Origin of the sequence: Vreelandella hamiltonii (assembly GCF_014651795.1) — a bacterium.
Taxonomy (GTDB): domain Bacteria; phylum Pseudomonadota; class Gammaproteobacteria; order Pseudomonadales; family Halomonadaceae; genus Vreelandella; species Vreelandella hamiltonii.
Genome location: NZ_BMXO01000001.1, coordinates 84,719 through 111,141 on the forward strand (window position 1 = coordinate 84,719; position 26,423 = coordinate 111,141).

Sequence of the window (26,423 nt, forward strand, 5' to 3'; positions counted from 1 at the left end):
AATTAAGTAAATTTTGAAACCAGGAGATCATGATGGTTGCACTAACGCAAGAGTGGCGACGCTGGACGCCGCTGTTCGCTGGACCGCTACTGTTCGTGCTCATTCAATTGGCCATGCCCACGACGCTGATCGACCCCATGCCGCGCATCGTTCTGGGGCTGACGGCCTGGATGGCGGTATGGTGGGTGACCGAGCCGGTGCCCATTCCCGTGACCTCGTTCCTGCCCATGATCGTTCTCCCGCTGACAGGGGTGATGCCCATGAACGATGCAGTGGTAGGGTATGCCAACCCGGTCATCTATATGTACATGGGGGGCTTCATTCTGGCCATCGCCATCGAGCGCTGGAACCTGCACCGCCGTATCGCGCTCTCCATCGTCAACCGGATCGGCAACAGCCTGCGCAGCATCGTGCTGGGGGTTCTGATTGCTTCGGCCTTTCTCTCGATGTGGATTTCCAATGCGGCCACCGCGCTGATGATGCTGCCCATCGCCGTGGCCCTGCTGGGCGAGCTGGATGAGCGCGATCAGTTTGGCCCCCAGGAGCGCGAGGCCTTTGCCCGTACGCTGCTGCTCACCGTGGCTTATGCCGCGTCCATCGGCGGTCTGGCGACGATTATCGGCTCGGTGCCCAACGCCATCGTGGTCGCCATGATTCCGCAGTTCTTCGACATCGAAATCAGCTTTTTGCAGTGGATGATCTTTGCCCTACCGCTGACCCTGCTGCTGCTGGTCGCGCTGTATGTCTATCTCACCCGTATCTATTCCCGGGTGCCTAATACGCGCCTGGAAGTCAACTTCGTGGCTCAGGAGCTGGAGAAGCTCGGCCCCATCACCAAGGACGAGAAGCGCGTCCTCACCGTCTTCGTCTTGACCGCTCTGGCCTGGGCGCTGCGGGGCTGGCTGGCCCCCTTTTTCGACCTGCCGATCAACGACACGCTGATTGCCGTGATCGCGGCGGTATCGCTGTTCATCATCCCGGCCCACAGTGAAAAACGCAGCCTGCTGATCTGGGACGACATGAAAAATCTGCCCTGGGGGCTATTCATCCTGTGGGGCGGCGGCATGTCGCTGGCCGCAGCGTTCAGCGCCAGTGACCTGACGGGCTGGATCAGCCAGCAGTTGCAGTTGCTGGATGGCGTCAATTACTTCTTGCTGCTGCTGTTCATGGTCCTGCTGATGCTGTTCCTGACCGAAATCATCTCCAATACGGCCACGGCCAACATGGCCCTGCCGATTACCGCAGGCCTGGCAGCTGCCATCACCACGGGTAACCCGCTGGGCCTGATGGTGGCCGTGGCACTCGCCACCACGTGTGCCTTCATGCTGCCCATTTCGACGCCGCCCAACGCGGCCGTGTTCTCCAGCGGGCGTATCACGATCAAGCAGATGGCCAAGGCGGGGATTGCCATGAACCTGGTCAGCGCCCTCGTGATTACTCTGTTCGTCTATTTCATCATGCCGCTGTTGCTGCCCACGCCTTGAGCCACGATGGGCGAATAGGCAAAAAAACCCGGCCATGACTGGCCGGGGTTGTACTGACTCCTCCCTGATCCTTCTTCATGAACGTCCTGTTCATGCATCCCTGGTGCTCAAGCGCTCCTGCCTGATAGTACTCCCTGAAGGCACATTTCCTTATGCCACTGCCTACTCTGCCGCTTCTATATGACAACTGCATTAATCTGAGATAAAAAAACCCCGACCATCGCTGGCCGAGGCTTTATCAGGTCCTCCCTGATCCCACTTCACGAACGTCCTGTCCATGCATCCTTGTGCGCCGCAAGCACTCCCTGCTTGCACTTCCTTGTAACGCTGTCCCTGCGTCATGGGCACACAGTGCGCCTTATAGACGTCGAGTTATCTAACCTGGGATATGAAAGGTCAAAAAGTTTTTATGGGCGGGCCGTGATAAATATCAAGCGCTGGCTTGCGATTGGTTTTAAACCAAACATACAATCATGCACGTTTCTCTCACATTCTGGATGCTCCCATGCCGACTCGCTCCCTGATTTCAAGCCGTTACTCTCGCTCCCACTCACGCCCCCTGGGCTACCTGGTAACGCTCGCCTGCATGGCCCTGGCCCCCATGGCGCTGGCCGACCAATGGAGCGGCAGCGTGGGCGCGGGAGTTGCTTACGCCCCTGATTATGCCGGTAGCGACGACTACGAAGCCCGCGCACTGCCCGTACTGAACCTGGCCTATGGCGACCAGCTTTCCATCAATCTGCGCGACGGCATCGAGTGGCACGCCTTGCGCCAGGGCAACTGGAGCGCCTCGCCCTTTATCGGCTACACCTTCGGCCGCGATAACAAGGGTGACCTTGGCGCCTTCGAAACAATCGATGGTGGCGCCACGCTGGGCTTGCGAGTCAGTTACCAGGATGGGCTCTGGCGCTACAGCGTGGCTGGCAGCCGCGCAGTGACCGGCGACATGGAAGGCGCCACGTTCTCGGCGAGCGCCACCCTGCGCACCCCGCTCAGCGAGCGTTTGCTGCTGGTACTATCCCCCAGCGTCAACTACTCCAACGAGCGCTGGACTCAATCTCTGTATGGAGTTTCCGACCAGGATAGCGCCCGCAGCGGAGTGGCCACCTACGCACCGGATGGCGGCTATTGGCGGCTGGGCGCAAACGCCAGCCTGAGTTACGCCTTGACCCCTGAGTGGACAGCCACCGGCTTCGTCGGCGCTAACCGACTGACCGGCAACGCCGCCGACAGCCCGATCGTCGATGAGCTGGGAAGCCCCTGGCAGGCGCTGAGTGGGGTATCACTGACCTACCGTTTCTAATACGGTAGCGTCTGGAACCCACTCGCCAAATGGATTGCCCTCGAACCAGGCCATGAAAAACGTTATGGAAAACCGTCTCGAGCACTTTCGCATGAGGCCCTTGCTGAACCGCTTGTCGGGCACGGGCCTACTGCTTGCCACGCTCTTTTTTGCCTTTTCACTCACCCCAAGCCTGGTGCCCCGCCCCTTGCTGGCTCAGGGCATCGTCTCCGGGCTCAGCGTCACGGCGGGGTATGCCCTGGGCGTCATTGCGCGCACGCTGTGGCACTACCTGCACCTGCCAGAGCCCAAAGCCGCCCTGGAGCGCACGCTCAAGCAGCTGGCCGCCCTGGTCGCGTTGGTGGTGTCGGTGATTTTTCTATGGCGCGCGGCCGAGTGGCAAAACAGCATTCGCGAACTGATGGAGATGGACCCCACCAGCGGCACACGCCCGCTGGCCGTGGCGCTGATCACCATGGGGGTCTTTCTGAGCCTGCTGCTGGTCGCGCGGCTGTTCAAGCGCACCTTCAAGCTGCTCTCGTACAAGCTTGCCCATGTACTGCCCCATCGCACTGCCCAGGTGCTGGGCATCGTCTCCGCCGTGGCGCTGTTCTGGCTGATCATCGAGGGCGTCATCTTTTCTTACGCACTACAGGTGGCTGACCGCTCCTACCAGCAGGTGGACGAGCTGATGCAGGATGACCTGAGCCCCCCGCAAGCGGCCAATGTGCCCGGCAGCGCCGAGTCGCTGATCAGTTGGGAAGCGCTGGGCAGCCGGGGCAGGCGCTTCGTCACCCAAGGCCCTACGGCCGAGGACATGGAGGCGTTTCTGGGTGAGCCCGCGCTCGACCCCATTCGCGTCTATGTCGGGCTGAACGCCGCCGAAACCGCCACTCAGCGCGCCGAGCTGGCCCTCGAAGAGCTGATCAGAACCGGCGGGTTCGAACGCTCGGTCATGGTCATCGCGACCCCCACTGGCCGCGGCTGGATCGACCCTCGCTCCCAGCACAGCGTGGAGTATCTTCATCGCGGCGATATTGCCACGGTGGCCGCCCAGTACTCGTATCTACCCAGCCACCTGTCGCTGATCTCCGAAGCAGAGTACGGCGTCGAGAGTGCCCGCGCGCTGTTTTCGGCCATTTACCGCTACTGGAGCCAGCTGCCCAGCGATGAGCGACCGCAGCTCTACCTCTTTGGCCTGAGCCTGGGCGCGCTCAACTCGGATCTATCCTTCGATCTTTACGATATCATCGACGACCCCTTTCAAGGCGTGCTGTGGAGCGGCCCTCCCTTTCGCAGCGACACCTGGCGCGCCGTGACCGCCGACCGCGATCCGGGCTCCCCCGCATGGCTACCCACGTTTCGCGAGGGCGCGGTTGTAAGGTTCATGAACCAGACCCAAGGGCTGGAGGAAGCCGCTGCCCCATGGGGAGATTTCCGCATTGCGTTTCTACAATATGCCAGCGACCCCATCACCTTTTTCGAGCCGGCGGCGTTCTGGCGAGAACCCGAGTGGATGCGTGCACCTCGTGGGCCAGATGTTTCTCCAGCGCTACGCTGGTACCCCGTGGTGACCATGCTACAGCTGCTGGTCGACCTGACCGTGGGCAGCGCCCCCGACGGCTATGGGCATGAAATCGCCGCCGAACACTACATCGATGCCTGGGCAGCCCTCACCGAACCCGACGGCTGGGATGCTGAGCAATTGCAGCGCCTGCGCGATCATCTGACGCGCTGACGATAACCCATTTCACCGGCAGGCTATTTAGCCTGCTATTTTTTGTGCCAACTGTAAAATTATAAACATTTGTTAAATATACACTTTATGATCGTGCAGCAGCATTTCTGTACTATTCAAGTACAATAAAAATACAATTTTATCTTGTACATTAATTGTCACTCACCTATAGTTCAAAGCGTTCGCGGCAGGGATACCGCGTGACAAGGGAATGTGCGCTTAGGATGAGCGAAGACGATTCAAGGACCGAGCAAGCTCAGGACGAGCTTTCGTCAATCAGGGAAGAAGAAGTACCGCAGTACACGGACTGATCATTCAGGACGCTCTGTACCGCGATGAAAAAAGCGTCCTCATTCGTGAGGGCGCTTTTTTTTATGTATCCTCCCCATGCCCCTTTCAGCAGGTACCCGGGTGATGCTCGATACCAGGCAGTTTTTTCGCCAAGGGCCCGTGCACCGGCCCGAAGGTAGCAGCGACTTTGTCGCGATCCGCCGCCAGTTCGACTTTCGCGCCATCGAAATTGGCCGCTGGGTCACCCCCGCCGAGCGCGACCACGCCGCTACGCTGTTTCATGATGCGCTCTGCGATCTCATGTTGATCCTGCACGGCAATGAAGCGCTCATTTCCCTGCGTGGCACGCTTGCTCTGCAATACGGTACCGGCGGAAGACCCGGCGTATCGGCGCATTACAGCCCCACTGAGCGAAGCTTTGCCCTGGCCAAGAACGCTGGGCCTGGCAGCATTGCCCATGAATGGTTTCACGCCTTCGACCACTACATCGCCCGCAAATGTTTTCAGCAGTTACCTGCCAGTGCCTTTGCCTCCAGCGCCTGGCTGCAAAACGCCGTGCCCATCGCGCACCCGCTCAACCAGCGCCTGCTGGCCTGTTTTCAGGCCATCCTGCTGCAACCGAATGGCCAGCAGCCCAGCGAGCTGTTCCGCCACTCGGCCGAGGTCGACCGCGCCATGGGCCAGCTCTACTACAGCAAGCCAGAAGAGCTATGCGCACGAGCCTTCGAAGCCTTTGTACAAGATGCCCCCATCAAGAACCACTTTCTGGTCAAAGGCACACGCCGCTCTCCGGAAGCCGCACGCGGCCTGTACCCGCAAGGCGAACAGCGCGAACGCATCAACCAGCGCTTTCATGACTACTTCCTTGCGCTAGGCAGCGCCCTGGCGCGCTCGACGCCATGACAGCAGCCATTACCAGCAAAAAACCTCACAACGCAATTACATAACACCCAGGGTGCGCACTACGCTTGAAGAGACAACCCACAGGAGGTTCTACCATGTCTCAGCAACAGTGCGCATGCCCGAAGTGTCATTGCAAGGTGGACAGCCACTCCATCGAAAAAGAGGGGCAACTCTTCTGCTCGACGGCCTGCGCGACGGGCCATGCCGATGGCTCTACCGATTGTGGCCATGACTGCAAGTGCGGTTGAACCCACCCGATAACCGCCCACCCCACTGCGATGCCCGGCCAAACACAGGGCATCGGCCTATCAAAGCGTGCGAAACCGCCCATCACCGACTAGGCTTACCTTTCAACCATTCTCAAAGGAAGAGATCATGCCCTCTACTACTACCATCGTCGTCATTGTCGTCGTCATCGTAGCGATTTTCGGATTCAGCGGCGGCCTGCGTTTCTAGGATAGCGGCACGTCTCAACAGTGGTGTGTGATGGCCCTGCCCGGTCTACGCCTCACCAACGAAAACGCCCCGCCGTGAAAGGCGGGGCGTATCATGGAATCGTTGATCGTCTTACGATGATTCAGCATGTAACGTAAAGCCCAAGGCTTTTGTCACCTTCATAATCGTTGCAAAACTTGGGTTTCCATCAGCAGAAAGCGCTTTGTACAACCCTTCGCGAGTCAACCCCGTATCACGAGCAAGCTGTGCCATACCACGGGCGCGGGCAATATCGCCAAGCGCTGCCGCCACCAGGGCAGCGTCGCCCTCTTCAAGGCAGGCTTCAAAGTACAACACCATTTCCTCTTCGGTATTCAAGTGGTCAACGACATCCCATTTACGCAGTGTGCTCATGGTGCCTCCTTCAAATCGCGTGCCAATTGCTTCGCGATATCAATATCTTTTGCCTGGCTGGATTTATCACCGCCCGCCAACAAAATAATCAGCTCATACCTAGCACTCTAGAGAGCACTAGGGGCTAGTCCGTTAAAGGGCCTTCACTAACTCGCCATAATCTCCGTCCACGCGCAAGACAATGGTCACATCGTTGTCATTGCGGTTACGGAAGAACCAGCCATGATTGCCAGGAGGAACAGAGCGAGAAACCTGAATATTTTGGCGATCATGATTTAGTAACTGGCCGGTTGCTTGCTAGCTTATGCCCATGCAGTTTGGGTAGTAGGGCAATGATTATTTCCTTCTTGTTAAATTAAGTATTTGTTTTTATTTGTTTTTATTTTTTATATCTATATTCAAATCCAGGATATTGAGTAGTACCTATGCTAGTCCAGCAAAATCTAAATATTTAAATAGTAGGTGGTCACTACTTGGCCACCTGTCTCTTTAAGGAAGACTGAAGCTAGTACTGGCTATATTTGATGCCGAAGACATCGATTTCATGAACGCAATGACGCTGGCTCACTTCTCATCCTTATTTCTTTGATGATGACCGAAATGGCGATGCATGAGGAAATGCATGCCAAGACAGAGTGTCAGGGGAAGCAACAGCCAGGCCCCAGTGCCCAGTGACTGGCCGCGCCACATTAGAAAGAACATGGCCACGCCCATAATTACTAAGCAAGCAGTCATCATCCAGTGGTGAATGCGGTTCATTTGGCGTCTCCTTGTGGGTTGTTTGTGGCGAAGCGCCGCTTGAGTAGCAGCGAGTTGCCAATGACGGAGAGAGAGCTTGCGGTCATGGCGATGACGCCGATCATCGGGTGCAGCAGACCAATCGCGGCGATGGGAATGGCTGCCACGTTATAAGCGCTGGCCCAGATCAGGTTTTGGACGATTTTGCCGAAGGTGGCGCGAGATAGGTGCATGGCGTCCACCACGGCGGTCAGTTCGCCACGCACCAGGGTCACATCGGCGGCCTCAATGGCCACATCTGCCCCCGCGCCGATAGCTATACCAACGTTGGCTTGCTTCAACGCCGCGGCATCATTGATGCCATCGCCAACCATAGCTACGTGGTTGCCGTGCTTTTCCTGTAGCGCGCGGATGGCATCGACCTTGCCTTCCGGCAACACCCCGGCCTGAACCTCGTCGATGCCTACCTCGTCTGCTACGGCACGGGCGGCGCGCTCGTTATCGCCGGTGATCATCACCACGTGCAGGCCCAGTTCATGCATACCGCGGATGGCCTCCTTCGATTCCTCCTTGAGGGTATCGGCCACGGCCACGAGGCCCAGCGCCTGGCCGTCGGCGGCGACGATCACCACGGTGCGTCCCTTGCCCTCGAGCTCTGCCATGGCGTCATCAAGAGCCTCAAGGCCTGTCACGCCTTCCTCTTCCAGCAGTCGACGATTGCCGATCAGCACGGTTTCATCGCCCACCTTGCCCGAGACGCCCCGCGCTCCGGTGGAGCGAAAATCGCTGACTTCACCGGGCTTCACATCGCGTTCCTTGGCACCATCCACGATGGCCCGGGCGATGGGGTGCTCCGAGGCGTTCTCCACGCTCGCGGCGAGGGTCAGCAGGCGCGTTTCCTCGACTCCTTCGGCGGTGACGGCATCGGTGAGCTTCGGCTCGCCGCGGGTAATGGTGCCGGTCTTGTCGAGCACCATCACTTTGACGTCCTTGAAGGTCTGGATCGCTTCGCCGGAGCGGATCAGGATGCCGCGCTCGGCACCGATACCGGAGCCCACCATCAGCGCGGTGGGGGTGGCTAGGCCGAGGGCGCAGGGACAGGCGATGACAAGCACGGCGACGGCGGCAATCAGGGCTAGCGTTGGTGTGCTGGCATCTGGATTCACCCAAGGCAGGAAGGTCGCGCCCCAGTCCAGAATCGGCCGCAGGACGTCTGGAAACAGCGCCCATGCAATCAGGCTAGCCAGTGAAATAGCCAGTACCGCTGGCACGAAGCGGCCGGTCATACGGTCGGCGAATTCTTGGATTGGCACCCGTGAGCCCTGAGCCTGGTCGATCAGACGCACCACTTGGGAGAGAAAAGTATCGGCGCCGACGCGGGTCGCCTTGACCCGCAATCGGCCCTCCTTGTTGATGGTGGCGCCGATCACGCTGTCGCCGGTGCTCTTGTAGACCGGTATCGACTCGCCGGTAGCGAGGGACTCGTCGAGATGGCTCTCACCCTCGACCACTTCGCCGTCGGTGGGGATTTTATCGCCGGGGCGCACGATCATGATGTCACCGGGCGTGAGCTCTTTCACCGGCACTTCAATTTCCTCGCCGTCGCGCTCCACCCGCGCTGTCTTGGCGCCCAGCGTCATCAGGCGACGAATAGCCTGGGAGGCGCGCCCTTTGGCTAGTGCCTCCAAATAACGGCCCAGCAAGTGGAAGGTCATGATGGTGGCAGCCATCTCAATGAACGAGGTCATGGTGTAGAAAAAGCCGACCAGGCCAATCAGGTAGGGCGGCAGGCTGCCCATGGAGATCAGCACATCCATATTAAAGGTTCCGTTTTTCAACGAGCGCCAGGTCGACTTGTGGGTGGCTGCCCCGCCATAGAGGAATACCACCGGGAAGGCTAGCAGTGCCACGATGGCCAGATAGCCGGGAATTGGCTGCCAGAACATGTGCGGAATCATTAGCAGCATGATCAGGGTGGTGGGTATCGCGGCGATGATCAGTCGCCTGCGAGCCTGACTTAGATAGGCCTCCTCGATCTCGGAGTCGCTCTCGGCGTCCTCCTGATCACTCTGCACGGCAGCCACGTCATAGCCTGCTCCTTCGACGGCTTTCTTCAAGGTGTCGCCGTCGGGCCCGCTTGCCTTGATGGTCACACTGACATGGTGATTGGCAATATTGGTCTGAATCACGCCCACGCCATCAAGGCGTTCGAGCGTTTTGCGCACAATGCCGGCGCAGTGGTCGCTGCCCATGCCGGGCACCGTCAGGGTGATTGTGTTCGGGGTCGAATCGGACATCGTGTACCTCCTGCTGGCGTTGATGAGAGAACGGCCAGGGTTGGCCGTCCGTCCTAATGCCTACGCAGTGACATCTCGGTCAGTGGTGGGCGTCATGGTCGTCAGGATCGACGCCGCCCTCGGGTGTGGCCTGCTCAAGCTGTTGGCGCTGCTCGTCGCTCATCAGGTCATGCATGGCATTTCGCATGCGCACCATCTCGGCCATCATCTCACCGTGCAACTCGGCCATCTGTCCGTGTAGCGCCTGAACCTCATCAGGGTCTGGGCGATCGCCGTGCATCTCCGCCATCAGGTCGTCGCGTAGGTTCATCATCCGCCCCATGCGTTCGAACTGGGCAGGTCGGTGCTCCTGCATCAGCTCACGCATCTCGCTGCGTTGATCATCATCGAGCATCAACATCATGTCCATGCCGGCGCCGCCCATCATCGGGCAGGGCATCATGCCGCCGCCCATCATTTCCCCCATCATGCCGGGCCCCATTCCGCCTTGGCCGCCGCCCATCATGCCGGAACCCATGCCGCCCTCCATCATGGAGCGTCCCTGGCCCGCTTGGTCACCCATCATTCCCTGGGCGAAAGCAATGCCGGTACCACTGGCTGCGAGGGCCAGGGTGAGTCCGAAGGCGAGAGTGTGCTTGCGAATATCCATGGTCGTTCTCCTTAGCGACAGGCCTATATCAGCGACAGGCCTATATCAAAGGCCGATGCCTGAAGTATTGAGGCTATGTGTAGCACCTAGGTCAATTCTCAATATGGCATTCAGGCATGCCTAAGGCATCTCAGGGCGTGAAAGTAGGCAGTTTGTTGACCTGTATCAATTTTGGTAATTCGGCAACCTGCCTGCTGCACTTGGGTTGCGTGTGTCTGTGAAGCCATGAAATACTCTTAATATCCTCCACTCGATAGTGATTACTTCTTTGTCATGAATTGCTCCACTTTTAAATGGCTGCTTTGTTTGCTGATAAGCCTTGCCTTGGCGCAGCCATTGATAGTCGTGGCGATGGATCATCATGAAGATGAACCTTGTCTGTTCACTGACATTGATCTAGCCAGTGGAGCGATCGAAGTTGTTGGGTCGGTCAGCATTGGCGACCACGATGCCTCCCATATGGCAGAGTGCTGTATGCCCTGTGCTCAGTGTGCGGTAAATCTCGCGTTGCTTATCGAAGACGCAACCTCCGCCACGTCGACCTTGCCTCGTTATCTGGTCAACTGGTCGCCAGCTCCGCGCGCGCTCTTTGATCGCCCTCCTCGCGTTTAAACCTTCATCGCTGAACGTTCAGCTCGCCTATGGCGGGCCAAGATGATGATTTTAATCACGAGGAATAGCCATGAAACGTCGCGAATTTCTTCGCTACACCACCCTGGGTGGTATTGCCCTATCTGGGTCTGGCCTATTGGTTCACGCTTTGGCCGGACGGCATACACAGGCGTCACCAACAGCTCTGCTAGATAACGCTAGCATCCCTGCAGGACAACCCCTTCAACCATTGCCTCGGATTGCAAACTTGAGTGATCAGGTTGGGCGCTTTCAAAGTGTGTTAACCCCCGCTGCCCATGCGCTGCCAGTGAGCGATGGGCTGGAGGCAAAGTTGTGGCTCTACAACGGTAAAGTGTTGCCATTGATTGAGGTGCGCGAGGGGGATGAGTTAGACATTACGCTGATAAATGAGCTTGAGCAGGAAACGACGCTGCACTGGCATGGGGTACCGGTGCCCCAGTCGCAAGATGGGGCACCCTGGGAAGCCGTATTACCAGGAGAGTCACGACATTATCGTTATGTTTTTCATAGGGGGAGTGCAGGGTTACACTGGTTTCACCCCCACCCACATGAAGGTACTGCGCGTCAGGTAGCTCATGGTTTAGCGGGTGCATTGTTGGTCAGGCCCCGATTAGGCGTGTTGCCCGCGGAGGTGGAAGAGCATTTGCTAGTGGTCAGCGACCTGCGCCTGAATATGAATGGCGAAGTGGCGCCCCATACCAGCGAAGATTGGATGAATGGACGCGAGGGGGAGCTTCTGTTGGTCAACGGCCAACGCGAGCCACGTCTTGATGTGGCGCCGGGCACTACTCTGCGGCTGCGGCTGGTCAACGCCTGTGCTGGCCGGTACTTGCGTTTACGCTTGGAAGATCACGAGTTGACCCTGATCGGTACCGATGGCGGGCTGATCGAGCGACCACAACCACTCGAAGAGTTGCTGCTCACCCCGGGTGAGCGGGTCGATCTGCTAGTACGCATCAGCGAGAAATCTGAAAGGAGTTTTGAGCTGGCGAGTCATCCCTATACACGTGGTTGGATGGGGGCTAAGCCGGCACATCTGGACGAGATTGCTTCGCTATTATCGATTCATACCCTAAATACTGGCGTATACCCCGCCGTCGCGTTACCTGACCCCTTGTCCCATATCGAACCCCTAGGCGAACCAGTGGTGAGACGTCAAGTGGAACTGACCGAGGTGATGCCAGACCATGACAATCACGGTGCGGTGAATGGCGATCCGCATGCCGGCCACGGCGGCAGTGACAGCCATCACGGAACCCATGGGCCGGGGCATGGGGCGAGTCACGCTAGCGACGATGATAGAGCGGTTCGACCCAAGGTGGATTTTCTGATCAACGGCCGTGCCTTTGCCATGAACGACGTCCTGTTTGAGGGGCAGGTTGGCGAGGTAGAGGAGTGGGAAGTCTTCAATAACTCCCATATGGATCACCCCTTCCATGTGCATGGCACCCACTTTCAGGTGATCGCTACCCGCGATGCTGACAGGGAATGGCGAGACGCGCCCTGGCTGGCCTGGAAGGACACCGTCAACCTGGCTCCTTATCAGCGTCTCAGGCTGCGCATGGTGTTCCTCAAGCCCGGCGATTGGCTGTTCCACTGCCACATCATCGAACACGAAGAGCTAGGCATGATGGCAACGATCCGTGTGAGTTGAGCTTGCCTTGCCTTGCCTTGTTTTGCTTTGGCGTTGCGCGTTGGCTTTGCGTGGTGCTTGTCCACCTGACGACTGATAAGGACGTGATGTCATGACCTATTATCGCTGGCCACTCGCCGTGGCCTTCCTGCTTACCTTGCTTTCAGGTTGCTCCCGAGAGCCGAGTAGTATCAGTCTTGAGCAACTGCGAGAGCAGACCCATATTCACGGCCTGGCCGTCGATCGAGCGGATAGCGAACGACTATGGTTGGCCACCCATCATGGCTTCTATGCCGTTGGTAGTGATGGAATGGCCCGCCGGGTCTCGGAGGAGACCCATGACTTCATGGGTTTTGCTCCTCACCCGGAAGAAGCCGAGACCTTCTTTGCCAGCGGCCACCCGGCCAGGGGAGGCAACCTCGGCGTGGTTAAGTCCCGGGATTCAGGCCGCAGCTGGTCACAATTAGCTATCGGCGTTGATGGCCCGGTGGACTTTCATCAGATGACCATCAGTGAGGCCAGTCCCGACGTGCTCTATGGGGCTAATGGTGGCCAGCTCCAAGTCAGCCAGGATGGTGGAGCCAATTGGCAGATTCGCGCCCAGGCGCCGGCCGGGCTGATTTCACTGGCTGCCTCGAGCCGTGATCCCGAACAACTCTATGCCGCCACCCAAACCGGGCTATTGATGAGTCCTGACGGAGGCGAACGATGGCGACAAGTATACCCTGAGCGTCGCCCTACGAGCCTGGTGGTGGCCAGCCAAGGAGAGCTTTACGCCTTCATGATAGGGGTAGGCTTGCTGAGAGTTGGGGAGGGCAGCCGGGATTGGGAGGTAGTCAAGCGTGGCTGGGAAGAGCGCTATCTGATGCATCTGGCGCTGGATCCGCACGACTCCCAGCGTTTGGTGGCGGTTGATGACCTCAATCAACTGCTGATCAGTAATAACGGTGGGCGCGATTGGTCGCACCTCTAATGAATTGGGAGATACCACATGTTGCAATATCCCCAGATTGATCCAGTGGCCATCAGCCTCGGCCCGTTCGCGATTCACTGGTATGGCCTGATGTATGTGGTGGGCTTCGGCGCCGCCTGGTGGCTTGGGCGCCTTAGAGCTAATCGGCTTAAGCTAACCCACGATGACATTAGCGACCTGATCTTTTACTCCGCGGTAGGCGTAGTGGTTGGTGGCCGGTTGGGCTATGTCCTGTTCTATGGAATAGAACAGTTTATGGCCAACCCCTTATGGCTGTTCAAAGTTTGGGAAGGCGGTATGAGCTTTCATGGTGGACTGCTCGGGGTGCTGGCGGCGACGCTATGGTTTGCGCGAAAGCATCGGCTCGGCTTCTTTGCCCTAACCGACTTCATCGCACCACTGGTGCCGATCGGTCTTGGTGCAGGGCGAATCGGCAATTTCATCAATCACGAGCTGCCGGGGCGCGTCAGCAACCTGCCCTGGGCGATGCCGTTTCCCCACATGGGCCCAGAGCCACGACACCCCTCTGCGCTTTATGAATTCGCCCTGGAAGGGGTGGTGCTGTTCGTGCTGCTGTGGTGGCTTTCCGCTGAACCGAGGCGGCGAGGTCTGATCTCTGGTCTTTTTTTGCTGCTGTACGGCGTGTTTCGCTTCACAGTTGAATTCGTGAGGTTGCCGGATGAACACATCGGCTTCCTCGCGTTTGGCTGGGTCACCATGGGAATGCTGCTGACTGCCCCTATGATACTGGTCGGCATGGCGCTGATCACCTGGTCGCGCCAACAACCGGTGGATAATCATAGCCAACCCGGTTTATATCTGCGCCGCCGAGAGAGGAGGACACAATGATACTATCGCTTGGGCACTCCAACACCATTACTGCCATTATTATTAAAACGGGGCTAGGGGCGTTGCTTATCGCTACGCTGCTGAGCACTTCGCCTGTGCTTGCTGAAGACGTGGGGGAGTGGCCGCAGGGCCACTACAGGTTGCCTGAGTACGGTGACCTGATTGGTGAGGCCTATAAGGTAGTGGTAGACAACGAGGCGGATACGCTCCTCGATATCGCCCGTACCCATAACCTGGGCTACGAGGAAATCCGTCGGGCTAATCCGAACGTCAGTCTTTGGGTGCCGGGCGTCGGAACAGAAGTGCTCGTGCCAGCCCAGTATATCCTGCCCGATGCCGAGAGGACTGGCATTGTAATTAACATCGCCGAGTTACGTCTCTACTATTTTCCGGAGATAGGCGAAGGTGAGGTGCCGCGAGTCGAGACCTATCCGATCGGTATCGGTCGAGATGGCTATAACACCCCACTGGGAATTACCACCACTACCATGCGGCTTGAGGATCCTGCCTGGTATCCGCCACGTTCCATGCGTGAAGAAGCGGCGGCGCGAGGCGAACCGGCACCCTCAGTGGTGCCGCCGGGTCCCGATAACCCGCTCGGCAAGCATGCCATCCTGCTCGATATTCCTGGTTATCTAATTCACGGTACCAATGATCCGGACGGCATTGGCATGCGCGCCAGCCGTGGCTGCATACGCATGTTTCCGGAAGATGTTAAAGCAATATTCGGTGCTGTGCCTTTAGGCACTCAGGTTAATATCGTCGATCAGCCCGTCAAGATCGGCTGGGACGATGGCACTGCGTTCGTGCAGGTATATCAGTTTCTTGAAAATCAGAACCACGGCAGACAAGCACTGCTTGAGATGCAGCCGAAGCTCAATCAGTACATCTTGGATCAATCGGTAAATTATGCACAACTCCAAGAACTGCTGGAGAGATCCGACGGTCAAGTAGTGCCCATCGATACGCCAACTCAGGATGAGCTTCTAGAAGAACAAGCACAACCCTTGATATTGCTTTATGAGGTGGGTCTTTAACGCTTTCATAAGGGTGTTTGGGATGCTGAGAAAAGTCAGCCAAGCTTCCCAGGCACCCGAATAAAGTCGATATTAATCATATGTGAAATAGGGTTAGCCTTGCGATGAAGTGGTGTCTAGGTATGAAAAAATATGAACCATCACGTTATAGCTAAAAAAGTCAGTATGTCGACTAGGCGTCATAGAATTGGAAGACATTTCGTTGTTGTACTGATTGGTGCCATGACAGCTTATCTTTTTTGGTTGAGCCGAATGGAGTGGGACGCTGAGATGCGCACTTGGCGTGCTTTAGGCGATGCTGCTTTTATCCTGTTATTTGTCACCATGGTGATAGGCCCTGTGGTGAAAATATGGCCTAGGCAATTGAGCTTTCTTGTCAATTGGCGGCGAGCCTTCGGGATCTGGTTTGCGATCTTTGCCTCTGTGCATGCTTTTCTAGTGTGGGATGGCTGGGCACGGTGGTCGATTCGTGGATTTTTAGGCTATCAGGAGCTGCCTTTGGCGGGGCTTTCAGGCCCGGTTCTTGTGGATCCGGGGTTCGGGCTTGCGAATATGGTCGGGTTAGTCGCCCTCTTTTTTGGGCTCGTCCTGTTTGCCATATCATCCGACAAGGCCATGCGCTTCCTGGGAAGCTCAACATGGAAGCATCTTCAAAATTATGCCTATGTGGTTTTCTATCTAGTTGCTCTTCATGGAATCTACTTTCTCTTCCTACATTATGAGCTGAGTCTCAGGAATCTAGTTTTCCAGAGTGGGGTGTCTGGGCCCAATTGGTTTCGGTTCTGGTTTGTAGGGCTCGTGAGTATTGTCTTTACCGTTCAGGTTGCGGCAATGATAAAACTGATTTTACAGCGAAGAAAAGGTGGTTTAGGGGGAGCATGAGCGATGAAAGGGAAAAGCCGGGGGCAGTAACGCTGCCCTCCAGGCGACGTCGATTCGGGCGTCGTTTACTGCTCGTGGTGGGAGTTGCTCATCTGGTTGGGTTTGTGTCGTCACTGGATGCGATGATGTCGAGCCGTACCTCTCAGGGAGCTGTGGCCTGGATCGTTTCACTAAACACATTGCCCTATGTGGCGGTGCCAGCCTACTGGGTGTTCGGCCGCACGAAATTCCAGGGCTATGTCTCTGCACGACGCGACGAGAACTCGGTGTTGGGGCAGGCGCTTGCTGAAAAACTGGCCGAGCTGCGGGCTCATGGGGTTTCGGATGAACACGCTGACAAGCATCTGGTGGGTGTCGAACAGCTGGCCAAGCTGCCGTTTCTAGGTGGCAACCGGGTGGAACTGCTGATCGACGGTGAGCAGACCTTCGAGAGCTTGTTTGCCGGTATTGATGCTGCTGAGCGCTATCTGCTTGTGCAGTTTTATATCGTTCGGGCTGATGCAGTGGGATTGGCGCTGCAGGCACGGCTGATTGAGAAGGCTAGGCAGGGCGTGGAGGTCTTCTTTCTATACGATGAAATTGGAAGTTATGCGTTGCCGAGCCACTATCTCCAGACGCTGGAAGAGGCGGGTGTTCGAGTACATCGCTTTCATTCTACGCGGGGGACAGGTAATCGCTTCCAGCTCAACTTTCGCAACCATCGCAAGATAATGGTGGCCGATGGGGAAAGAGCTTGGGTCGGTGGATTCAATGTTGGCGATGAATACTTGGAAGGCCACCCACGAATTGGCCCGTGGCGTGATACCCACCTAATGATTGAGGGGCCTGCGGCCTTGGCGCTGCAGCTGGTGTTTCTTGAAGATTGGCACTGGGCGACTGAGGAAATCCCCGAGCTTCCCTGGTCACCGCTAATTCCAAGCGGCCATGGTACACCGGTGCTCATTCTTCCGAGTGGGCCCGCAGACCGATTTGAGACGGCTAGTCTGATGATTCAACAGGCAATTCACGCCGCGCAAGAGCGTATCTGGATATCCAGTCCCTACTTTGTGCCAGATGAGGGGGTGCTGGCGATGCTTAAACTAGCCTCGTTAAGCGGAGTAGAGGTGAAAATCCTGATTCCCGAACGTCCAGATAACCTTCTAACCTACTTTGCGGCCTATGCCTTTCTCGATTCGCTTCTCGAGGCGGGGGTCGAGGTCTATCGCTACGAGGGGGGCTTCTTACATGGCAAAGCCTTTTTGGTTGACGAAATCGGTGCGGCAGTGGGTACCGTTAACCTCGACAACCGCTCCTTTCGACTCAACTTCGAGGTGACGGCGATGGTGATGGACGCCGACTTTGCCGCCGAGGTTGATGCGATGTTCAAGGCGGATTTCGCGCGGGCACGGCAGATGCAGCCAGAAGAGATCAGCGATAAGCCGCTTTGGCATCGGGTGGCGGCTCGAGCGGCCTATTTGTTTGCGCCGGTCTTATGAGTGTGCTTGATCACTCTATTGCCCGCTGGCCTGTGATTTTGCATTCAAGTCTTCGCTTTGGAGTTTCAGGCCATGATGAAAGCCCCTCGTGCAATACTCAATCCAGATAGTAAACTTCAGGCAACCTCTCGGTTTTAAGCTGAAATAAAATGAACAGTTGAAGAAAAGGTAATGCGATTCACCGAGTTGGCTCGGGCTGGTGTGGTAACTGTACGCCATTAAACTCGTTAGGGTCTGGTACAACCGTAACGAGATCTGTGCAACGGCTGTTGACTCTGTGACGAGCAGGCTATTGGACGCCTCCGATTCGTTGACTGCGCAGATTCCCTAGGAGAGGGTCTTAGTTAATGAAGAAGATATTGTTGCGCAGACCAAGACAACCTTACGGTGGTTGACAGTAGTATGTAGCTGGCTGAACAAGGCCATTGCATTCGCATGCGGATTCAAGGGCTTCAGGTGATGGCGCAATTTTTCCGGGAGTGCGCGTCTAAGAATGCGCTTTTCACACTCACGTCAAATTACCATTATTCTTATGTCAGGAAAGTAGGTGTTAGTGTGAAGCAATTTCATTGAAAAAGTCTGGGTTATTCCGAATCGTCGCCAGTACCTTAGCGGCTAGCCCCGTAGGATTATTACGTTTGCCTTCCCAGCTTTTGATCGTATCCACGCTGGTTCCCATTGCGCTGGCAAATTCCGCCTGAGAAACATTGAGCTTGGTACGAATGGCTTTTACATCGGCTACTTCATGGCGTGCTGTGCGGCTAGCCTCAGTGTTGCCCTGATTAATCTCAACGGCTTCCTGCAGCGATGTTTGGAGTTCGTCAAAAATGCTCATCCAGAAACTTCCTCCTTTAATTGGTGGGTCAGTGTTTTCAATGCGGCCTTTTCAGCAAGTGTTATGTTGTCCTTCATGTTCTTAGGGTAGGCCAATATCACAGATATATGGTCGCCGCCTGGTTGTCATCTGGCTGCTAACAGGATGAAAGACATGTGAGTAATGTAATCCCTGGAAAAGATAACGTATTGATAATTCTTGGTTTCCGCATTGCAGGCGCGGGTAAGCGGATTAAATGGTTGATCTTACCTTTGCATGAGAGTGAGACAGACCGGCATCTCATCGGATTATCTGGTTGATGCTTCACCTACTGCTGGTGCATGTTTCCTTCGCTAATTCCAGCAAGAACCCCACACGCCTCAACTTCCCGGTCATCGTTGCAACTCGCTCTCAGTGAAACGAGTTGTTTCTCAAGCGCTTGCAGAGCGGTTATCTGCGACCGCACATGAGAGATGTGATCATCGAGCAAGGCGTTGACGGCGGTACAAGGCTGATGAGGGTCGTCCTGATAGCTCTGTAGTTCGTGAATCTCAGCCAGTGACAGGCCCAGGATTCTGCAGCGACGGATGAAGGCCAGCCCCTCACCATGCTTCTCGGTATAGACACGGTAACCGTTGTCCTGCCGATCAGGCGGCGGCAACAAGCCCTGCTGTTCATAGAAGCGGATCGTCTGTGTTTCGACCCCTACCAACTGCGCCAACTGACCAATGCGCATCAGCCTCCTCCCCAACGGATTCTTTACTCTATTGACCTTATAGTAGCTTTATAGTTTTAAATGGTACCACAACATTGTTCAAGTGGAGTCGTATCATGAGCAAATCCTGTGGTGGCGCCTGTGGCGGTGATGCAACGTCCGCAGCGGATACCGATATACAGGCCTCCTCCGAGGCGCCAGGGAGATGGGTCAGTGTTTATGCCGTGCCGAAGATGGACTGTCCATCAGAAGAACGAATGATTCGCCTAGCCCTGAACGGCTTTGAGGAGATTCGGGCGCTGTCCTTCGACTTGTCGAACCGCCGGCTGAAGGTCGTGCATGACGGCGAGGTCGAGCCCGTCACCTCGAAACTGAAGACCTTGGGGCTAGGCGCCTCGCTTCAGGAAACCGTCGCTGCAAATCCGGAGACCATCAAGGCCGCCGAGTTTTCGGCAGCTTCTGCTAAGCAAGAATCCGGGACCCTGCGCTGGTTGCTCGGCATCAATGCACTTCTGTTCGTGGTGGAAATGACTGCCGGTCTGATCGCCCAGTCCACCGGCCTGATTGGAGAATCCCTGGACAATTTTGCCGATGCGGCGGTGTACGGGCTTGCCCTTTATGCGGTTGGACATAGCGTGAAAATGCAGGTACGTGCCGCGCATCTTGCTGGTGTACTGCAACTGATCTTGGCTGTGGGCGTGCTCGTAGAGGTGGTGAGACGCTTTGTATTCGGTAGTGAGCCTGAATCGCTGGTGATGATGGCTATCGCATTCGTCGCATTGATTGCCAATACCAGTTGTCTGCTGCTCATATCCAAACATCGGGAAGGCGGGGCGCACATGAAGGCAAGCTGGATATTCTCGGCCAACGACGTGGTGATCAACCTGGGGGTCATCACCGCCGGCGCCCTGGTCGCGTGGACCGGTTCCAATTATCCGGATCTGATTATCGGCACCATCGCGGGGGGCATTGTACTTAACGGTGCCAGACGCATTTTGGCGTTGAAGGGTTAAATAATGCTCATTATTGGCAAAAAGCTCTCGCCATATGCCCTATTGTCCATATCGGGCCTGCTGGCAGCGTCTGATCAGGCTGTAAAGTGGCTGGTGCAGCAATCAATGGCCTATGGCGAGTATGTTTCGGTGACCCCGTTCTTTAACTGGGTGCACCTATGGAACACCGGTGCCGCATTCAGTCTTTTTGCGAATGGTGGAGGCTGGCAGCGCTACTTTTTTATCGGAATCGCGGTAGTGGTCTCGATTTTTCTGATCAAGCTGATCCTTGAAAATCGTCATAAAGGAGAAGCCATCGCTTACAGTCTTATCCTCGGTGGCGCCATGGGCAACCTGATTGACCGGGTCTTTCGCGGCTATGTTGTGGATTCCTTTGATTTCTATTGGCGAGACTGGCATTGGCCGGCCTTCAACCTGGCTGATATTGCAATTGTCCTCGGTGCCTTACTTTTCGTTTCCAGCAGCTTGTTGGGTAAAAAAGCAAACACCAATGCCGAGCCGGATGGATCTGACTGACACCTACGCCTATACAACACCATGACCGAACTTCCCGACAACATCCTTCACCTGCCGCAATACCAAGTACTGGGCTGCAAATCAACCGACGACGAAATGCACTTCCAGGTGGACGTGCCCGATCCCATCGCCTGCGAGGAATGCGGCGTGCAGGGTGAGTTCGTACGGTTCGGCAAGCGTGACGTTCCCTATCGTGATCTGCCCATCCACGGCAAGCGGGTCACTCTCTGGGTGGTCCGCCGCCGATACACCTGCCGGGCCTGCAAGACAACATTCAGGCCCCAGCTACCGGAGATGGTGGACGGATTCCGTATGACACTGCGGCTGCATGAGTACGTGGAGAAGGAATCCTTCAACCACCCCTACACCTTTGTGGCGGCACAGACCGGCCTGGACGAGAAGACGGTGCGCGACATCTTCAACGCCCGCGCCGAGTTCCTGGGGCGCTGGCACCGCTTCGAGACGCCCCGCATCCTGGGCATTGACGAGCTATACCTGAACAAGCGCTACCGCTGCATTCTGACCAACATTGAGGAGCGAACCCTGCTCGACCTGCTGGCCACCCGCCGCCAGAACGTGGTGACCAACTACCTGATGAAGCTGAAAGACCGGCAGAAGGTCGAGATCGTCAGCATGGACATGTGGAACCCCTACCGGGCAGCGGTCAAGGCTGTGCTGCCCCAGGCCCGTATCGTGGTCGATAAGTTCCATGTGGTGCGCATGGCCAACGATGCCCTAGAGAGAGTGCGCAAGGGCCTCAGAAAGGAGCTGAAACCGTCCCAGAGCCGGACTCTCAAGGGAGACCGGAAAATCCTGCTGAAACGCGCTCACGAAGTCTCAGACCGGGAGCGCCTCATCATGGAGACCTGGACAGGCGCGTTCCCGCAACTGCTGGCCGCCTACGAGCACAAGGAGCGCTTCTACGGCATCTGGGACGCCACCACACGGCTCCAGGCAGAAGCCGCCCTGGACGAGTGGATAGCCACCATCCCGAAGGGCCAAAAGGAAGTCTGGAGCGATCTGGTCAGGGCAGTGGGAAACTGGCGCGAAGAGACCATGACCTACTTCGAGACGGACATGCCCGTCACCAACGCTTACACGGAGTCCATCAACCGACTGGCCAAGGACAAGAACCGTGAAGGGCGCGGTTACTCCTTCGAGGTGATGCGGGCACGAATGCTCTACACCACGAAGCACAAGAAGAAGGCACCGACTGCGAAGGTCTCTCCTTTCTACAAGAAAACCATCGGTTACGGACTGCCGGACGTCGCAGAGGAACTCAACTACGGAGTCGATCTATCAACCATCTGAGGGTGGTATCAGATTGATGGGGTGAAGGTGCCCCATCAACCATTAAATCCGTATACCCGAAGAGATTTAGCGTCCAGAGAAGCTTGATACCGTTCAGTAAGAGCCAAAACCAAAGTATGGGCTGTAGTATGGGCTAAGTAAATTACAAACACAAAAAAGCCGCTGAAATCAGCGGCTTAATCTATATTCTTGGCGGAGAGGGAGGGATTCGAACCCTCGAAGCCTTTCGACTTACACACTTTCCAGGCGTGCTCCTTCGACCACTCGGACACCTCTCCACATTGTGTGCTCTGCTGCAGGGCGTTGCCTTTCTCAACAGAACGGCGCATATACTATGCGTTAAGCTGTGAAATAGCAAGCCTTTTTCACGTCAGGGCTTTTTCGTCAGAGCTTTTTCACATCAAGGGCTGGGCAGCACGGCATAGCGGCTGCTGGCTTCCAGACATAGCGTGTCGCCGCAGTAGAGCTGCTGGCTGAGCGCGATGCTGCCTTTGCCGCGTTCGCGCAGCCGTTCTGCCAGCGTTGCGGGGCCGTCGCTGCTGCTGGGCGTGCAGATAAGACGGTAGTCGCCGGTCACCGGGGCAACGAAGCGCTGGCTGGCCTCCGCCACGACCACGTCTTGTGCCCTTCCCTGCTGGCGCAGCCACAGGGTCACCCAGCACCATCCTTGCAGTGTGGCTTGTGCCGCCAGGGCACCGCCGAAGCCGGTGCCTTTATCATTGAGGTTAGGCGCCAGCGCCAGGTGCCAGGTCAACGCGTCGTTGGCGTGGCTCACGTCACTGATGCCCAAGGCTCCCACCATGGGAATCGCCTCGCCCAGCCAGCGGTGGAAGGCGTGCAGGTCTTCTTTGCCTTCTGGCAGCGGTAGTCGCGGGTGCGGTAGGCCTGGCTGGCGTGACGGGCTCATGGTGGGCTCCTCGGCGGTTAAGCGCTCAATCCCAGCGTTCGACGAAATCGGCGGCGTTATGCTCGGGTACCGGCTTGTGACGACCGGCCAGGCTGCCCAGGTAGATGAACGCGACCACTTCATCCTCCTTGTCCAGCCCCATGCCCTTGCGCACCACCGGGTCGAAGGCATACTTGCCGCTGCGCCACATGGCGCCCAAGCCCAGGGCGTGTGCGGCCAACAGAATCCCGTGGGCAGCACAGCCCGCTGAAATGACCTGTTCGACCTTGGGCACCTTGGCAATATCTGGCGTCACCTTGGCAATCACGGCGATCACCATGGGCGCGCGCAGGGGCTTTTTGCGGGCAGCGTTCAGGGTGTCATCGCTGGCGTGCGGGTCTTCCTGGAACTCCGCTTCTGCGAACAGTTCTCCCAGTCGCTCGCGCCCTTCTCCGACGAACTCGATAAACCGCCACGGGCGTAGCTCCTTGTGGTCGGGGGCACGCAGGGCGGCGCGGTAGATGGCGCTGAGCTGTTCCGGGCTGGGGGCAGGCTCGGTGAGCTTGCCCATGGAGCTACGTTCATGCAGCAGCGTAAGAGCGTCCATTGGTGTCTCCTTGTCCTGGGTCGGTATCACTGGCGCGCCAGGCGTAGCGGGCTGGGCGGCGCCATGCCCGGCGTGGCACGCCAGGGGCTAATGTCCAGCCCACCACGGCGCACGTAACGCGCCAGCACCAGCAGTGATTCTGGCTGGGCGTACTGCATTAGGTCCGTGAAGATATGCTCGACGCAGTGCTCGTGAAAATCCTGATGCTGGCGGTAGCCAATCAGGTAGCGCAGCAGTCCTTCGCGGTCGAGGCGCGGGCCTTTATAGCGAATCAGCACACTCCCCCAGTCGGGCTGCCCGGTCACGGGGCAGTTCGATTTGAGCAGATGCGAATGCAGCGTCTCTTCCACGATATCATCGTGGGTGGTCAGGTGCTCGGCGCTGGGGGTGTAGTGGCTGACCTCGATATCCAGGTCGTCCAGGCACTCCCCTGGCAAGCGTCGCGGGGCCAGCGCTTCGTCATCCACCGGCAACAGCTCGACGCTGACCGGGGCACCCGCCGCACCGCTCAGGTCGCGCACCAGGATGGCTTCTACCTCGGCCTGGCTGGCAAAGCGCGTCTGGTTGAGGCTGTTGAGGTAGAGCTTCCAGGATTTGGACTCGATCAACTGCGGCGAGCTTGCCGGCAGCCGAAAGCGCGCCACCGCCACCACCGGCTTGCCGCGTCCATTCAGCCAGGAGACTTCGAAGGCGTGCCACTCGTCTTCACCCACGAAGGGCAACGCGCTTTCTTCGATCCCCAGCGGCGCGCGATTGGCCGCCCGAGGAATGGGGTACAGCAGTGCCGCATCGTACTGCTCGGGGTAGGCAGAATCGCGCCCCAGCGGCGCGTGTTCCAGAGTATCAGGGCGGTGTGCCATGCAAAACGTCTCCATCAAACCAGGGGCCCTTGGGGCACTTAACTGCGAATACCTTTGCCACGCTCCAGCATGGTCAGCGCCACCATGAACAGCACCACGATGAACGCCATGATCGCCGTCAGCGCCCAGCCGACGGGAATGTCAGACACCCCCAGAAAGCCATAGCGGAAGACGTTGACCATGTACAGAATCGGGTTGAGCATCGAGACGCCCTGCCAGAAGTCCGGCAGCATCGAAATCGAGTAGAACACGCCGCCCAGGTAGGTCAGCGGGGTCAGGATGAACGTCGGCACGATGGAAATGTCATCGAACTTGTTCGCCAGCAGGGCATTGATGAAGCCACCTATGGAGAACAGCGCCGAGGTCAGCACCACGACCAGTATCGTGAGCAGCGGATGCTCCACCGTCAAGCGGGTGAAGAACAGCGATACCAGCGTCACGATGAGCCCAACGCCCAGGCCTCGGGCCATGCCGCCCAGAATGAAGCCAGAAAGAATCACGCTATTGGGCATGGGCGAGACCATCATCTCTTCCACCGAGCGCTGAAACTTGTTGGAAAAGAAGCTGGAGGCCACGTTGGAGTAGCTGTTGGTGATCACCGACATCATGATCAACCCGGGCACGATGAAATCCATATAGCTGAAGCCATCCATCTCACCAATGCGCGAGCCGATCAGGCTGCCGAAAATGATGAAGTACATGGCCATGGTGATCGACGGTGGCAGCAGGGTTTGCGGCCAGATACGGGTAAACCGCTTGATCTCCTTGAGCACCAGTGTCCACAGCGCGACCAGGGTTTGTGTGGCATTCATGCGTTGGCCTCCTGCTGCTCACGTTGATCCAGAGCCGCCTGGCTGCTCTCTACCATGGAAACGAACATCTCTTCCAGACGATTGGCGCGGTTGCGCATGGAAACCACTTGAATGCCCTGCTCACTGAGCGATGAGAACACGTCGTTCAGCTGCTGGCCTCGGTGAATGGCCACCGAAAGCTGGGAAGGCTCCACCTGGTGGACCTCGAAACCCGGCACCTGCGGCGCTTGCGCGACGGGAGCCGCCAGGTCCAGCAGGAAGGTTTCCGTGTCCAGCTCGGCCAGCAGCTCGCGCACGCTGGTGTTACGCACGATCTCGCCGTGATTAATGATGGCGATATTGCGGCACAGGCTTTCGGCTTCTTCCAGATAGTGGGTCGTCAGAATGATCGTCGTGCCTTCGTCGCGGTTGATGCGCCGCATGTACTCCCACATGCTGCGACGCAGCTCGATATCCACCCCCGCCGTGGGCTCATCGAGAATCAGCAGCTTGGGGCGATGCATCAGCGCACGCGCAATCATCAGGCGGCGCTTCATGCCGCCGGAGAGCATCCGCGCGCTGCCGTTGCGTTTTTCCCACAACCCCAGGTCGGTCAGCAGCTGCTGGGCACGGGGCAGCGCTTCACTACGCCGCATGCCGTAATAGCCCGCCTGGGCCAATACGATATCCAGCACTTTCTCGAACTGGTTGAAGTTGAACTCCTGCGGCACCACGCCCAACTGGTACTTCGCTTTGGCAAAATCCTTGTCGATGTCGATACCAAAAATCGACACCTTGCCCGCGGTTTTCTGCACCAGGGAACATACCACGCCCAGAGTGGTGGATTTACCTGCCCCATTGGGGCCCAGCAGTGCAAAGAAGTCGCCCTGCTGAACGTCCAGATCAATCCCTTTTAACGCTTGAAAGCCGTTGCCGTACACCTTGGTAAGGCCACGGATCGACAATGCCGGTTCGGCCATGAACATGTCCTGTCAGCAAAATGAGAGCTTATGAAGCTAGATGGGAAGATATCGGGGCGAACGCATATTTTTTCAAGCTAACGAACTCGATGCCCTCACGGCGAGCCAGATGACTGTTTTACAAAGGTTAAGGCTACATTAGGCGACACTTTGCCACGCTATTGCAGCAGAACTCAGGCAATTAATACTTTAGTATGACGCGCGCACCGGGCGCTGC

26 protein-coding genes and 1 tRNA gene are annotated in these 26,423 nt (G+C 57.2%); 14 read left to right on the forward strand and 13 right to left on the reverse strand.

The window, feature by feature from the left end:
• The first annotated feature begins 32 nt into the window (after positions 1-32).
• The 5 genes from IE061_RS00445 (at position 33) to IE061_RS00465 (ending at position 5,946) form a co-directional block, all read left to right on the forward strand.
• Positions 33-1,484, forward strand: a complete 1,452-nt coding sequence (locus IE061_RS00445; RefSeq protein ID WP_193460678.1) for an SLC13 family permease — start codon at positions 33-35, stop codon at positions 1,482-1,484.
• Positions 1,485-1,989: 505 nt separating this feature from the next.
• Positions 1,990-2,787, forward strand: a complete 798-nt coding sequence (locus IE061_RS00450; protein ID WP_230478336.1) for a MipA/OmpV family protein — start codon at positions 1,990-1,992, stop codon at positions 2,785-2,787.
• 64 nt (positions 2,788-2,851) lie between these two features.
• On the forward strand, positions 2,852-4,504 hold the full coding sequence (locus IE061_RS00455; protein ID WP_189463362.1) for an alpha/beta hydrolase: 1,653 nt from the start codon (positions 2,852-2,854) through the stop codon (positions 4,502-4,504).
• Positions 4,505-4,891: 387 nt separating this feature from the next.
• The gene (locus IE061_RS00460; protein WP_230478337.1) at positions 4,892-5,698 is read left to right on the forward strand and encodes a CLCA_X family protein; all 807 of its coding nucleotides are present in this window, start codon (positions 4,892-4,894) and stop codon (positions 5,696-5,698) included.
• A gap of 95 nt (positions 5,699-5,793) precedes the next feature.
• Complete coding sequence (locus IE061_RS00465; protein ID WP_081195643.1) at positions 5,794-5,946, forward strand: metallothionein; 153 nt, start codon at positions 5,794-5,796, stop codon at positions 5,944-5,946.
• A gap of 319 nt (positions 5,947-6,265) precedes the next feature.
• Here the strand turns inward: IE061_RS00465 and IE061_RS00470 are convergent, their stop codons facing one another.
• From IE061_RS00470 to IE061_RS00490, 5 genes are all read right to left on the reverse strand, one after another.
• Positions 6,266-6,547: an addiction module antidote protein gene (locus IE061_RS00470; RefSeq protein WP_039181142.1), complete on the reverse strand. Its 282-nt coding sequence runs from the start codon at positions 6,545-6,547 to the stop codon at positions 6,266-6,268.
• A 564-nt stretch (positions 6,548-7,111) separates the two neighbouring features.
• Entirely contained in the window at positions 7,112-7,306 is a 195-nt protein-coding gene (locus IE061_RS00475) for a DUF2933 domain-containing protein (RefSeq protein WP_016915536.1), read from the reverse strand.
• Positions 7,303-9,582 carry a heavy metal translocating P-type ATPase gene (locus IE061_RS00480; protein WP_193460679.1) on the reverse strand — a complete coding sequence of 760 codons (2,280 nt, stop codon included), beginning with the start codon at positions 9,580-9,582 and terminating at the stop codon, positions 7,303-7,305. The genes IE061_RS00475 and IE061_RS00480 overlap by 4 nt, the downstream gene beginning before the upstream one ends.
• 79 nt (positions 9,583-9,661) lie before the next feature.
• Positions 9,662-10,231 (reverse strand): Spy/CpxP family protein refolding chaperone, encoded by a 570-nt coding sequence (locus IE061_RS00485; RefSeq protein ID WP_096921764.1) that lies wholly within the window; start codon positions 10,229-10,231, stop codon positions 9,662-9,664.
• A gap of 165 nt (positions 10,232-10,396) precedes the next feature.
• The gene (locus tag IE061_RS00490) at positions 10,397-10,594 is read right to left on the reverse strand and encodes a hypothetical protein (protein WP_144983648.1); all 198 of its coding nucleotides are present in this window, start codon (positions 10,592-10,594) and stop codon (positions 10,397-10,399) included.
• Positions 10,595-10,913: 319 nt separating this feature from the next.
• On the opposite strand from IE061_RS00490, the gene IE061_RS00495 reads away from it, so the two are divergent.
• The 6 genes from IE061_RS00495 (at position 10,914) to cls (ending at position 17,713) form a co-directional block, all read left to right on the forward strand.
• Complete coding sequence (locus IE061_RS00495) at positions 10,914-12,518, forward strand: multicopper oxidase family protein (RefSeq protein ID WP_026001907.1); 1,605 nt, start codon at positions 10,914-10,916, stop codon at positions 12,516-12,518.
• Between the two features lie 91 nt (positions 12,519-12,609).
• Entirely contained in the window at positions 12,610-13,470 is an 861-nt protein-coding gene (locus IE061_RS00500; protein ID WP_039181150.1) for a F510_1955 family glycosylhydrolase, read from the forward strand.
• An 18-nt stretch (positions 13,471-13,488) separates the two neighbouring features.
• Positions 13,489-14,319, forward strand: a complete 831-nt coding sequence (gene lgt, locus IE061_RS00505) for a prolipoprotein diacylglyceryl transferase (protein ID WP_081195060.1) — start codon at positions 13,489-13,491, stop codon at positions 14,317-14,319.
• Entirely contained in the window at positions 14,316-15,356 is a 1,041-nt protein-coding gene (locus IE061_RS00510) for a L,D-transpeptidase family protein (RefSeq protein WP_081195058.1), read from the forward strand. The genes lgt and IE061_RS00510 overlap by 4 nt, the downstream gene beginning before the upstream one ends.
• A 132-nt stretch (positions 15,357-15,488) precedes the next feature.
• Positions 15,489-16,238: a ferric reductase-like transmembrane domain-containing protein gene (locus tag IE061_RS00515; protein WP_081137392.1), complete on the forward strand. Its 750-nt coding sequence runs from the start codon at positions 15,489-15,491 to the stop codon at positions 16,236-16,238.
• Positions 16,235-17,713, forward strand: coding sequence for a cardiolipin synthase (gene cls / locus IE061_RS00520; RefSeq protein WP_193460680.1), 1,479 nt, complete (start codon positions 16,235-16,237; stop codon positions 17,711-17,713). The genes IE061_RS00515 and cls overlap by 4 nt, the downstream gene beginning before the upstream one ends.
• Positions 17,714-18,263: 550 nt before the next feature.
• Here the strand turns inward: cls and nadS are convergent.
• Positions 18,264-18,548 carry a NadS family protein gene (gene nadS / locus IE061_RS00525; protein WP_039181156.1) on the reverse strand — a complete coding sequence of 95 codons (285 nt, stop codon included), beginning with the start codon at positions 18,546-18,548 and terminating at the stop codon, positions 18,264-18,266.
• Between the two features lie 307 nt (positions 18,549-18,855).
• Positions 18,856-19,263, reverse strand: a complete 408-nt coding sequence (gene cadR / locus IE061_RS00530; RefSeq protein ID WP_004364961.1) for a Cd(II)/Pb(II)-responsive transcriptional regulator — start codon at positions 19,261-19,263, stop codon at positions 18,856-18,858.
• Between the two features lie 95 nt (positions 19,264-19,358).
• Here cadR and IE061_RS00535 point away from each other — a divergent pair, with 95 nt between their 5' ends.
• The 3 genes from IE061_RS00535 to IE061_RS00545 are packed head-to-tail and all read left to right on the forward strand — an operon-like array spanning position 19,359 to position 22,082.
• On the forward strand, positions 19,359-20,255 hold the full coding sequence (locus tag IE061_RS00535; protein WP_004574643.1) for a cation transporter: 897 nt from the start codon (positions 19,359-19,361) through the stop codon (positions 20,253-20,255).
• A 3-nt stretch (positions 20,256-20,258) separates the two neighbouring features.
• Positions 20,259-20,771 carry a signal peptidase II gene (gene lspA / locus IE061_RS00540; protein ID WP_004863699.1) on the forward strand — a complete coding sequence of 171 codons (513 nt, stop codon included), beginning with the start codon at positions 20,259-20,261 and terminating at the stop codon, positions 20,769-20,771.
• A 21-nt stretch (positions 20,772-20,792) separates the two neighbouring features.
• On the forward strand, positions 20,793-22,082 hold the full coding sequence (locus IE061_RS00545) for an ISL3-like element ISPpu12 family transposase (RefSeq protein WP_193460681.1): 1,290 nt from the start codon (positions 20,793-20,795) through the stop codon (positions 22,080-22,082).
• A gap of 190 nt (positions 22,083-22,272) precedes the next feature.
• On the opposite strand, the gene IE061_RS00550 is transcribed toward IE061_RS00545, so the two are convergent.
• From IE061_RS00550 to IE061_RS00575, 6 genes are all read right to left on the reverse strand, one after another.
• A tRNA-Ser gene (locus IE061_RS00550) sits at positions 22,273-22,360 on the reverse strand.
• Between the two features lie 122 nt (positions 22,361-22,482).
• Positions 22,483-22,989 carry a YiiD C-terminal domain-containing protein gene (locus tag IE061_RS00555; protein ID WP_016914462.1) on the reverse strand — a complete coding sequence of 169 codons (507 nt, stop codon included), beginning with the start codon at positions 22,987-22,989 and terminating at the stop codon, positions 22,483-22,485.
• Positions 22,990-23,014: 25 nt separating this feature from the next.
• On the reverse strand, positions 23,015-23,575 hold the full coding sequence (locus tag IE061_RS00560; protein WP_039181222.1) for a nitroreductase family protein: 561 nt from the start codon (positions 23,573-23,575) through the stop codon (positions 23,015-23,017).
• Positions 23,576-23,601: 26 nt separating this feature from the next.
• Positions 23,602-24,435: an NADPH-dependent 7-cyano-7-deazaguanine reductase QueF gene (queF, locus tag IE061_RS00565; protein WP_039181225.1), complete on the reverse strand. Its 834-nt coding sequence runs from the start codon at positions 24,433-24,435 to the stop codon at positions 23,602-23,604.
• 38 nt (positions 24,436-24,473) lie between these two features.
• The gene (locus IE061_RS00570) at positions 24,474-25,247 is read right to left on the reverse strand and encodes an ABC transporter permease (protein WP_016914465.1); all 774 of its coding nucleotides are present in this window, start codon (positions 25,245-25,247) and stop codon (positions 24,474-24,476) included.
• Entirely contained in the window at positions 25,244-26,206 is a 963-nt protein-coding gene (locus IE061_RS00575) for an ABC transporter ATP-binding protein (protein WP_016914466.1), read from the reverse strand. Before IE061_RS00575 ends, IE061_RS00570 begins: the two co-directional genes overlap by 4 nt.
• Positions 26,207-26,423: the final 217 nt, after the last annotated feature.

What these genes read in the sequence shown, in the direction of transcription:
- IE061_RS00445 (WP_193460678.1), top strand. Translation starts at nt 33, where the DNA reads ATGGTTGCACTAACGCAAGAGTGGCGACGCTGGACGCCGCTGTTCGCT.
- IE061_RS00450 (WP_230478336.1), top strand. Translation starts at nt 1,990, where the DNA reads ATGCCGACTCGCTCCCTGATTTCAAGCCGTTACTCTCGCTCCCACTCA.
- IE061_RS00455 (WP_189463362.1), top strand. Translation starts at nt 2,852, where the DNA reads ATGGAAAACCGTCTCGAGCACTTTCGCATGAGGCCCTTGCTGAACCGC.
- IE061_RS00460 (WP_230478337.1), top strand. Translation starts at nt 4,892, where the DNA reads ATGCCCCTTTCAGCAGGTACCCGGGTGATGCTCGATACCAGGCAGTTT.
- IE061_RS00465 (WP_081195643.1), top strand. Translation starts at nt 5,794, where the DNA reads ATGTCTCAGCAACAGTGCGCATGCCCGAAGTGTCATTGCAAGGTGGAC.
- IE061_RS00470 (WP_039181142.1), bottom strand. Translation starts at nt 6,547, where the DNA reads ATGAGCACACTGCGTAAATGGGATGTCGTTGACCACTTGAATACCGAA.
- IE061_RS00475 (WP_016915536.1), bottom strand. Translation starts at nt 7,306, where the DNA reads ATGAACCGCATTCACCACTGGATGATGACTGCTTGCTTAGTAATTATG.
- IE061_RS00480 (WP_193460679.1), bottom strand. Translation starts at nt 9,582, where the DNA reads ATGTCCGATTCGACCCCGAACACAATCACCCTGACGGTGCCCGGCATG.
- IE061_RS00485 (WP_096921764.1), bottom strand. Translation starts at nt 10,231, where the DNA reads ATGGATATTCGCAAGCACACTCTCGCCTTCGGACTCACCCTGGCCCTC.
- IE061_RS00490 (WP_144983648.1), bottom strand. Translation starts at nt 10,594, where the DNA reads ATGATGATCCATCGCCACGACTATCAATGGCTGCGCCAAGGCAAGGCT.
- IE061_RS00495 (WP_026001907.1), top strand. Translation starts at nt 10,914, where the DNA reads ATGAAACGTCGCGAATTTCTTCGCTACACCACCCTGGGTGGTATTGCC.
- IE061_RS00500 (WP_039181150.1), top strand. Translation starts at nt 12,610, where the DNA reads ATGACCTATTATCGCTGGCCACTCGCCGTGGCCTTCCTGCTTACCTTG.
- lgt (WP_081195060.1), top strand. Translation starts at nt 13,489, where the DNA reads ATGTTGCAATATCCCCAGATTGATCCAGTGGCCATCAGCCTCGGCCCG.
- IE061_RS00510 (WP_081195058.1), top strand. Translation starts at nt 14,316, where the DNA reads ATGATACTATCGCTTGGGCACTCCAACACCATTACTGCCATTATTATT.
- IE061_RS00515 (WP_081137392.1), top strand. Translation starts at nt 15,489, where the DNA reads ATGAACCATCACGTTATAGCTAAAAAAGTCAGTATGTCGACTAGGCGT.
- cls (WP_193460680.1), top strand. Translation starts at nt 16,235, where the DNA reads ATGAGCGATGAAAGGGAAAAGCCGGGGGCAGTAACGCTGCCCTCCAGG.
- nadS (WP_039181156.1), bottom strand. Translation starts at nt 18,548, where the DNA reads ATGAGCATTTTTGACGAACTCCAAACATCGCTGCAGGAAGCCGTTGAG.
- cadR (WP_004364961.1), bottom strand. Translation starts at nt 19,263, where the DNA reads ATGCGCATTGGTCAGTTGGCGCAGTTGGTAGGGGTCGAAACACAGACG.
- IE061_RS00535 (WP_004574643.1), top strand. Translation starts at nt 19,359, where the DNA reads ATGAGCAAATCCTGTGGTGGCGCCTGTGGCGGTGATGCAACGTCCGCA.
- lspA (WP_004863699.1), top strand. Translation starts at nt 20,259, where the DNA reads ATGCTCATTATTGGCAAAAAGCTCTCGCCATATGCCCTATTGTCCATA.
- IE061_RS00545 (WP_193460681.1), top strand. Translation starts at nt 20,793, where the DNA reads ATGACCGAACTTCCCGACAACATCCTTCACCTGCCGCAATACCAAGTA.
- IE061_RS00555 (WP_016914462.1), bottom strand. Translation starts at nt 22,989, where the DNA reads ATGAGCCCGTCACGCCAGCCAGGCCTACCGCACCCGCGACTACCGCTG.
- IE061_RS00560 (WP_039181222.1), bottom strand. Translation starts at nt 23,575, where the DNA reads ATGGACGCTCTTACGCTGCTGCATGAACGTAGCTCCATGGGCAAGCTC.
- queF (WP_039181225.1), bottom strand. Translation starts at nt 24,435, where the DNA reads ATGGCACACCGCCCTGATACTCTGGAACACGCGCCGCTGGGGCGCGAT.
- IE061_RS00570 (WP_016914465.1), bottom strand. Translation starts at nt 25,247, where the DNA reads ATGAATGCCACACAAACCCTGGTCGCGCTGTGGACACTGGTGCTCAAG.
- IE061_RS00575 (WP_016914466.1), bottom strand. Translation starts at nt 26,206, where the DNA reads ATGGCCGAACCGGCATTGTCGATCCGTGGCCTTACCAAGGTGTACGGC.